The sequence below is a fragment of the Nostoc sp. genome (genome assembly GCF_036917555.1).
Classification (GTDB): Bacteria; Cyanobacteriota; Cyanobacteriia; order Cyanobacteriales; family Nostocaceae; genus Nostoc.
Genome location: NZ_JBALDD010000080.1, coordinates 118,597 through 127,044 on the forward strand (window position 1 = coordinate 118,597; position 8,448 = coordinate 127,044).

General features: G+C 44.8%; 6 protein-coding genes. 1 reads left to right on the plus strand and 5 read right to left on the minus strand.

Going from position 1 to position 8,448, the window contains the following annotated elements:
• Positions 1–2: 2 nt before the first annotated feature.
• The 3 genes from V7K60_RS31450 to V7K60_RS31460 form a co-directional block, all read right to left on the minus strand.
• Positions 3–2,624: a chloride channel protein gene (locus V7K60_RS31450; RefSeq protein WP_334931620.1), complete on the minus strand. Its 2,622-nt coding sequence runs from the start codon at positions 2,622–2,624 to the stop codon at positions 3–5.
• Positions 2,625–2,867: 243 nt separating this feature from the next.
• Entirely contained in the window at positions 2,868–4,181 is a 1,314-nt protein-coding gene (locus tag V7K60_RS31455; protein ID WP_334931621.1) for a TldD/PmbA family protein, read from the minus strand.
• A 342-nt stretch (positions 4,182–4,523) separates the two neighbouring features.
• Positions 4,524–5,384, minus strand: a complete 861-nt coding sequence (locus tag V7K60_RS31460; RefSeq protein ID WP_334931623.1) for a Tab2/Atab2 family RNA-binding protein — start codon at positions 5,382–5,384, stop codon at positions 4,524–4,526.
• 349 nt (positions 5,385–5,733) lie between these two features.
• On the opposite strand from V7K60_RS31460, the gene V7K60_RS31465 reads away from it, so the two are divergent.
• Positions 5,734–5,997 carry a hypothetical protein gene (locus V7K60_RS31465; protein ID WP_334931625.1) on the plus strand — a complete coding sequence of 88 codons (264 nt, stop codon included), beginning with the start codon at positions 5,734–5,736 and terminating at the stop codon, positions 5,995–5,997.
• A 139-nt stretch (positions 5,998–6,136) separates the two neighbouring features.
• On the opposite strand, the gene V7K60_RS31470 is transcribed toward V7K60_RS31465, so the two are convergent.
• Positions 6,137–6,784 (minus strand): HAD-IA family hydrolase, encoded by a 648-nt coding sequence (locus tag V7K60_RS31470; RefSeq protein ID WP_334931627.1) that lies wholly within the window; start codon positions 6,782–6,784, stop codon positions 6,137–6,139.
• 198 nt (positions 6,785–6,982) lie between these two features.
• Entirely contained in the window at positions 6,983–8,176 is a 1,194-nt protein-coding gene (locus V7K60_RS31475) for an NAD(P)/FAD-dependent oxidoreductase (protein WP_334931629.1), read from the minus strand.
• Positions 8,177–8,448 lie beyond the last annotated feature (272 nt).

Here is an 8,448-nt window from a genome sequence, read left to right on the forward strand (position 1 = left end):
TTTTACTTTTGAATCGCACCTCTAACCAAAATTACTGTACTTTCTACACCAGAGGCGATCGCTTCGGGAATATTACCTTGAATCGCTTGCTGTAGCAATCCCTCGCGCGATGCTCCCAAAACTACAACGTCGTAACCTTCGGTTTGCACTAGGTTAATCACACCTTCAGCGACTGAATTAGCTTGCACTGGGAGAGCAACTACAGTAGTGGATAATTTGCGGCGACGCATCAAATGGCGGATGGCTTGTTCTGAAATTGACATATCTGGCTTGAGTTCAGATGGCTTAAACACCTGTGTCAGGCGAATTTTGGGATCATTTCCCAATGTAATTAAAGCCGGTAGCAATTTAATTGCCAGTGGGGAATTGGGACCACCAGCCACTGGAACTAGCCAACGGTTGAACTGGGGACTGGGAATTGGGGATTGAGTAGTGCCTAATTTTACTAATACTACTTCACAGCTGGCTTGGCGAATTATGGTGTCAACAACATTGCCAAAAATCCGACCAGGGGTAGATGTGTTACCTTTCCACCCCATTAAAATTAGGTCGATGTGTTGTTCGTTGATTGTCTCTAAAATTGCCTGCGCCACATCGTGGGTAACTCGAATCTGGGTGTGCAAGGGAATTTTCCACTTTTTTGCTAAGACTTCTGCCTGTCGTAGCAAGCGGCGGCTTTTTGCTGTTCTTACCTGTGTTTCTGATGGGGAACTGTGGCGAGGTATCAGCATCACTTGCACACAATCTATTTCATAATGGCGATCGCGGGCAATAGCTGCTGCCATCAGTAATAAAACACCTGCTGTTTCGGGATTAGCTACGGGTACTAATAATCTACCTCTACCAGTGCTGGGCGATCGCGTCTGGTAAACTATGTATGAAGGTTCTGGTCGCAGTTTCGGTGTCGCATTTTCACCATTGAGATGATCTGCTTCCGCCCGAATAATATCTGCACGGGTAATAATCCCAATCAGTTTTCGTCTATCTACCACCGGTAAGCGACTGATTTGATAGCGATCAAGTAAATACAGTACATTACTTAGGGTGTGAATTGGTGTTACTGTCATCGGCACAGATGTCATAATTTCTTTTAAGAAAATATCGGCTAGATTGCGATTGCTAAGTGTATGGTTTGTACTCTCGCGGATTTTTAACAAATCTGATTGCGTTACAATCCCCACTAACTTGCTATCTTCTACTACAGGGAAACCGCGATGATGGGAACGGGCAAAAGCTTGCATTGCTTCTTCCAAGCTCATCTCTGCATCTAGAGTTTCTACTCGTTCTTGCATCACATCTTTTGCAGTTAACTTGGTTAATGCTCCTTCCATCGCAACTTCTTTGGTGAGAGTAATACCTTTTAACTCCAAAAGTTTCTCATAAAGCGAACCAGGCACTACCTTATCCGCAACCAGGTAAGCTGCGACAGAAACAATCATCAAAGGTAGCACCAGGTTGAAATCTGTAGTCATCTCAAAGACAATCACAATTGCTGTGATTGGCACTTTAGAAACGGCGCTAAAAAATCCACCCATACCCGCTAGGGCATAAGTCGTAGGAGAACCAACTCCGGTGATATATAACTCAGATACACCGATGATGTGTCCTAAACAAGAACCCAAAATCAGACTGGGAGCGAATAATCCCCCCGGCGCTCCCGAACCAAATGCAATCAGTGTGAGGATGAACTGGGCTGCAAAGGCGATCGCTGCGACGCTAGGATGAGAACCTTCGGTAATTAATGACTCACGCAATTCCGTATTATCACGGAAAGAGGGGGGTAGCATAGCCACGACAACACCAGAGATAAATCCAGCTAAAGCTACCTGCAACGGCAAGCTGATGTGTAATCTTCTATAAAATTTAATACTAAATATGATGCCGCGATTAAACAATGCACCAAACAAGCCTGCCAAAATACCTAACAGTATGAAAAAGGGAATTTCTGGGATGGAGAATTGGCTGGAAGATTTTACCAATTGCAAGTTAAGGTCAAGAGAGCCACCACCCAAAAGTCGGGATATCACGCCACCAATAAAGGAGGCGATAATGGCAGTTCCGAGAGTCAATCCTGATAAATCTTGGAGTAATTCTTCAACGATAAACAATACACCTGCGATCGGGGCATTGAAAGCAGCAGCCAAACCCGCACCCGCACCAGCTGCAATCATTTGCCGTCGATGATCTGGGGAAGTGGGAACCCAACGACTCATCCCTGCTGCCAAACCTGCCCCCACTTGGACAGTAGGTCCTTGCCGTCCCAGAGTCATGCCAGAACCGATGGCGATGATTGCACTGAATAACTTCACACCTGCTACCCGCCAAGATAATGTCACAGGCACATTGGCAAGAGTTGCTTTGACTTGCGGAATACCGCTACCAGAAGCCTCTGGTGCTAATCTATCCACCAACCATCCAGCCAGAAATCCCAGGACAAGACCAATTGCAGGTAGTACCAGCCATGCCGGCAAAAGGTGGGTAGTATGCACTCGCCATGTCCCCAGCCATCCCGATCCTACTTTCAGGAATACCGCAGATAGGGCAGCAACCAGACCGATAATACAGGCTTCGGCGATCGCTAAACCTCTTCTAGGATGCCACCAGGTGCGAAAACGCTGATTCATACCAATTTTGGATTTTAGATTTTGGATTTTTTATTACAAATCTTTACTAAAAAGCTGTTCGGTGGAATCTTCAGAGGATATTTTAAAAGTCGTTGGCAAAATACAGCCGAATTCAGGAGTCAGAAGTAAAACAGGCTTTATACCTGGTTTTGAGACGAATCATTGTGTACTTCACTAACTTGAAAGTTGCTGTATAATTCGTTACTACACAATTCCTGTCTCCAATTACGAATTACGAATCATTTAATTGCTTCTTCCCGTGGTAGATAGCCCTTCTACTATCAGAGACGGAGTATAACAAGAACCATTCCAATCAACATCATTGCCTAGTGTAACCAATTGCTTCAGGGCTGTGTAAACATTACCTGCAACCATCGTATCCTTAACACGCCCAATTACTTGACCATTTTGGACGCGGTAGCCTAAATCGACGTTGATCGAAAAATCTCCAGAAATACTGCCGCCACCACCCAACATTTGATCGACAATCAAGCCATCATCTAGTTGTTGAATCAAATCTGGTAGCGATGCCGAACCTGGCTGGATGAGAAAATTGAATAAACCAGGGGTGGGATAGCTACCTAAACCAGGGCGAAAACCATTTCCAGTGGTGTTAGTACCCAGTTGGGAGCCGATGGTGCGATCGCTATAGAAATGCTGTAAAGTCCCGTTTTGGATAAATACCAGAGATTGAGTAGGAGTGCCTTCATCATCAAAAGGGCAACTGTAAGGGCCAGCTTCTGGATCTTGGTAGATGGTGAAACTGGGTGCAACGACTTCCTTACCCAAACGTTCTGCCCAAGGTGAAGCTACTTCTAAAACTCGCTTGCCATTCAAAGCGGCTTGCACAGTACCCCAAAGCATATCGGCGGCTTTAGAAGTGAACAAAATCGGGACACGACCAGTAGGAGGTGAGATATTTTCTCTGGCCCAAATTAACCGTTGTAAAATTTGGTTAGCTAATCTCTCTGGGTTGAGTTCCCCCCGCTTAGTTTGACCATCACCAACACTTAAAAAATCATCACCACGCACCCATTCTGCTGATACATAGCAGCTAAGGGTAGTATCAGTATAGTGACAATCTAAACCTTTGGTGTTGACTAGTCTGGTGGTTTCAATATCACATTCCCAGTCACCATTGCATACAACATCGGGATAGGCATCACGGATGAGTGCAATCACTTCTTTGCCCCAGTCCACCAAAACCTCTATCGGTAAACTTTCTCCTAAATCGGGGTAGGAGGGCTGAGAGTTAGAGCCTAATTCTACAGTTTCCGGTTGATTTAGTTGACTCAGAGCCAGAGCTTTTTCCACCATTACTTCGGCTAAGACAGAACCGTAAGCCACCGTCAGTCCCGGACGCCCGTTTCGCCAAAGCCGTAGTGCTGTGCCTTCAGATTGGTTAGTTTCTAGCTGTTTGAGTCGGTTTGCCTCAAAAAACACTGGGCGAGAAAGCGATCGCGACTGATACACCTCAGCAGCTTCTGCTCCAGATTTTATAGCTAGTTCCAGCAACTGTTCGGCGAGTGTATCTTGTGACAAATTTTCAGAACCCATGACCCTTAGTGAATTGTGGATTTTGAACCGCATATCAACGCTGTCTCTTGAGAAGTGCGATGTCTACGACGGGCTACGCCTACGCACTTTCCAGTGATGAACGCAGATAACTATCCAAAAATCATCAGTGTTTCCTTACAGTTACGATTTGGAACCGCAGATCAACACTGATGGACGCAGTTAATTATCCCAAATCATTGTCATGTCTCAACGAATCTAGTCATTTGTCATTGGTCATTTGTCATTTGTCATTTGTAAATGCCCAATGACGCCAGTCGCCTCAAGTTGGGAAACCCGCCCACGTCCCTGGCTCCCCAATGCCCCATGACCCATCCCCAATTTTCACAGATTAACCTCTTGCAACAGCCAAAAGCCAGCAAAAGATTGTGCTTTGGGATCGGACTGTATACCGAGAAAATGTACTCCATTAGCTTTTTGCTTGGCTGCTTCAAAACCTTTAGCTTCTGCTAAAATTTGAGGTTTTTTGATATTTGCCACAATCCAGCTTTCAGTTACACCAGTTTCTAAAAGCAATCTCGCCTCTTCGCTGGCGTCTAATCTTAAGAAAGCCAACTCCAAACCAGACATCCAGCCAGCCAAGGGCAACGCTCTTGATGAGAAAATCAAAATACCAGGAATACGGGCTTCGGGTGAAACTTTCGCCAACTCTAAAGGAAAAGCTTCACCAAAGCCAATTTCCCACTCTGGCATATCAGCAAAATCCGCAGCATCTAAAGTAACAAATACCCACTGCTGTCCTTCCAAAGCATCTGGTAAACGTTGCGGCAAAGGTTTCTCCAAGCGGACTGAGGGATTAGTACCCCCTTGATACCCTGCCTCTTGAGGATACACTTCTTCCATGCGCTGTTCTAACCATTGGTTAAGAACCAAGGTGCGACGGCTAGGCTGGGCGGGAATGCCCAAATCTTGGCAAGCTTTAGTAATCATATTGTTCATTTGGCGGCGGAAAAAGCGGATTTTAATTGGTGCTTTTCCAGCTTGGTTAATAGCCTCCTGCAATGCTGTCCGCAACGAACCCGAATTTACCTGGGTACTGGGACAATATTGAGCGTAGCGAAACAAAGAGTCTGCTTTTGTGCCGATATCCAAGGGGCTTTCGCAGACTAAGACTTCCCAAACTTTTTTTTGATTAGCGTCCAAAATTGGACGAGAGTAAAAATCGATTTCCCAAATACTGCCCATGTTTTGCGGTAAAAATCTGGCTGTTATGTTTTCCTGATATGTTGATCATACGAGTGTTAGGGCAGCAGGGGAATAAGGGAGTGGGGACTTGTACTGAGCGTTCGCGTAGCGTCTCGTTGGCGCAGCCTCTCGTAGAGAAGAGAAGCCGAAGTAGTGGGGAGCCGGGGCAAGGGGGATGAACGAGTCTTTGAGGTGGATAATATAAATACTAAGCATGTCAGACTTAGAGGTTTTATGTCCCTGACGCTTTAAAACTTGGAAAAAATGAACAGTACAGTACCCCAGCGATCGTATGGAATTAGCCAAGGGTAATTAGGATAATGCTAAAAGACATTTTAGAGGTAGATGGATGCAACTAGAAGATTATTTTGAGTTTTTAGACCCAGATATCCTCCGCTACCTGGAATTATCCCAACGAATGTTGGTTACAGACAACCGCAAAAGTATGCCCGAACATCTGGAAGAACACTGGGGAGATGGAGGACATATTTGGGGACTAGTTTGGTTGCGTTCCAGTAGGAACCTCAGTATTTGGGCAGAAACAATTTATTTGATTTGGGAAGCGACTGAGGCAGAAGAGTGGATTGATAGATTGGATTGGATTCCACTTTGAAATTTGGCGTTGCTGAATTGAAGTATGAATTTAAAAACTAACTTTTGCTAAGTGGACTGATTCAGCCAATAATTCCACAGCTTTACGTGAAAACAAGTGACAGAGATGTTTTCATAGCTGTGAGAGCGTCGTCTCTTCCTCATTTTCCACGGTTAATCCAAACGCCTCTGAGTCCAGCTGCTTTAGCTGCATGATAGTCTTCTACAATGCTATCGCCGATATGCCATGCCACCTCTGGGGAACATTTATGTTTATCTAAGGCAATGGCAAAAATTTGCGGATCGGGTTTAGCTGCACGTACCTGAGTAGAAATGGTGACGGAGGTAAAAAACTCTCTCAATCCCAAACTTTGCAATACTGAGTAAATCCGAGAATCAAAATTGGACAGCACTCCCAAAGTGACTCCCAACCGCCGCCAGTTGATTAAAGCTGGTAACACATCGGGATAGACAAACCACGGTTCGCCAGTACCAAAGTGAATGTAAAGTTCGCTAAAAAAAGCCGAAAAGTCAGAAAATTCCTTGAGAACACCTGCCCTTTCAAAAGTGTTCAGAGCAATTATCCGCCACCAATCAAACTCGCGCTGAGGAATATCTTGCAGTTCTGCATCTGGAAATATCGGTGGCGGCGCTGCTTTAAAGCTTTGGATGAAGGCTGTATTTAATGTTTCAGCTGAAACTGTAACGCCAAATTCCTGGGCTATCTGACTATAAACGTCGCCCACACTACCTTTAACACCGAAGAGTGTACCCACAGCATCTAAAAAAATAACTTTCGGTTGTTCCATTAAAGTTTGAAAATTTTGGATGTTGAATTTTAGATTTTGGCTTGTTAAAAGCTTCTGTGGGTAGAGTCTAGCATCTGCTAAGTAGATTGGCACAAATAAAACAAATCATCGTAAACATCTTGGTTTTTACCAATGCCCAATGCCCAATGCCCAATGCCCAATGCCCAATGCCCAATGCCCAATGCCCAACCTTGAAAGTTACCCTGAAAGTGTTTCTATGATCGGACGGACTAGCCAATTAAAACCAACTTTAAGCTGATGGTCTAAAGTTGGCAACCTATATAAATAAGCAGCACGGCGGGCGACGTATGCCAAGGGGCCATCTAGTTTAATTCCCAAACCAGTGAGAGTGGCGTTGTCTATTCCTAGTGCCATCATTTCTCCTAACTGCTGGTAGTGGAAGGGAAGGAGGGGGCGATTAGTCAGAGTTGCCCAGATATTCCAAGCAGTATAATCAGCTTGTTGAAAAGCTGCTTGTGCAGTAGCGGGGACTTGCTGTCCTTCAGCATCATGACAGTCTGCTAAATCTCCCAAGGCAAAGATTTCTGGATGATCGAGGACTTGCAGATTGGATGTAGTGGTGATTTGACCACGCTGATTTTGGTTGAGAGAAAGAGATTTCACTACAGGCGCAACCCTAGTTCCTACAGTCCAAATTACCAAATCCACGGGAATCGTATCTAACTGGTTTTTGTACTCTAGGGAAATGCTATTTTGCTCGATTGATTCGACTTTGGTTTCTAAGTCAAGAAATACACCACGGGCATCTATTGCTTTCTTTGCTGCTTCCCGATTAAACTCTGGGGAAGTTCGCAAAATTTGGTCGGCGATTTCAACAATCCGAAAGCGTCCTCTTTCGCCTAGTCTGTCGGCTAATTTACAAGCTAACTCTACACCACAGTAGCCAGCCCCAACGATCGCTACCCGAATTTTATCAGCATCTGATTCTTCTAAAAATCGCAGGCGTTCTTCTAAACGATAGGCATCAGAGATTGTGCGGAATGTGTAGGCGTAAGCTGTTGCACCAGGGACTAAATCTAGCGGTGTTTCACCTCCTAGCGCCAGCACTAATCGGTCGTAAGGGATTTCTGGGCCTTCTTGTATATTTACCCGTTGCTGGTCGATATCAATTCCAGACACAACTCCTTCATAAAAACGCACTCCTGTCCCTTGTAAAAGTTCTTCAAAGGGTGGGGCAATTTCCCAGGTTTGCAGTTCGCCAGTGAGTAATTCGTAAAGTAAAGGAGAGAATAGGAAGCGATCGCTTTGATCTACTAGAACAATTTCGGGTTTTTGCGTAGATTCCCAAGGTAATTGGCTTAACCGCAGAGCTGTGTAGAGACCACCAAAGCCTCCGCCAAGGATACAAATTCTAGAAGTTTGTTCAGTCATCTATTCTATGCTATGCAACAATCAATATTAATTAGGCAACTAACTTCAGGGTAATTGAAACTTTTGGGAAATGGAGAATGGAGAATGGGGAATTTCCAAAAGTTGGGGGGATGAGTATCCCTACTCATCCCCCTCGGTTTTGAATGCTGATTCACTGATAGCATCAGGTTAGAGTACTTATTTTACACAATTCTTGGAATAGTAGGTTTACTACCTTGCTCATGAGCTTTCCCTGAATGTGCTTACCACCTAACAGTTTCTCACCTTGTTCA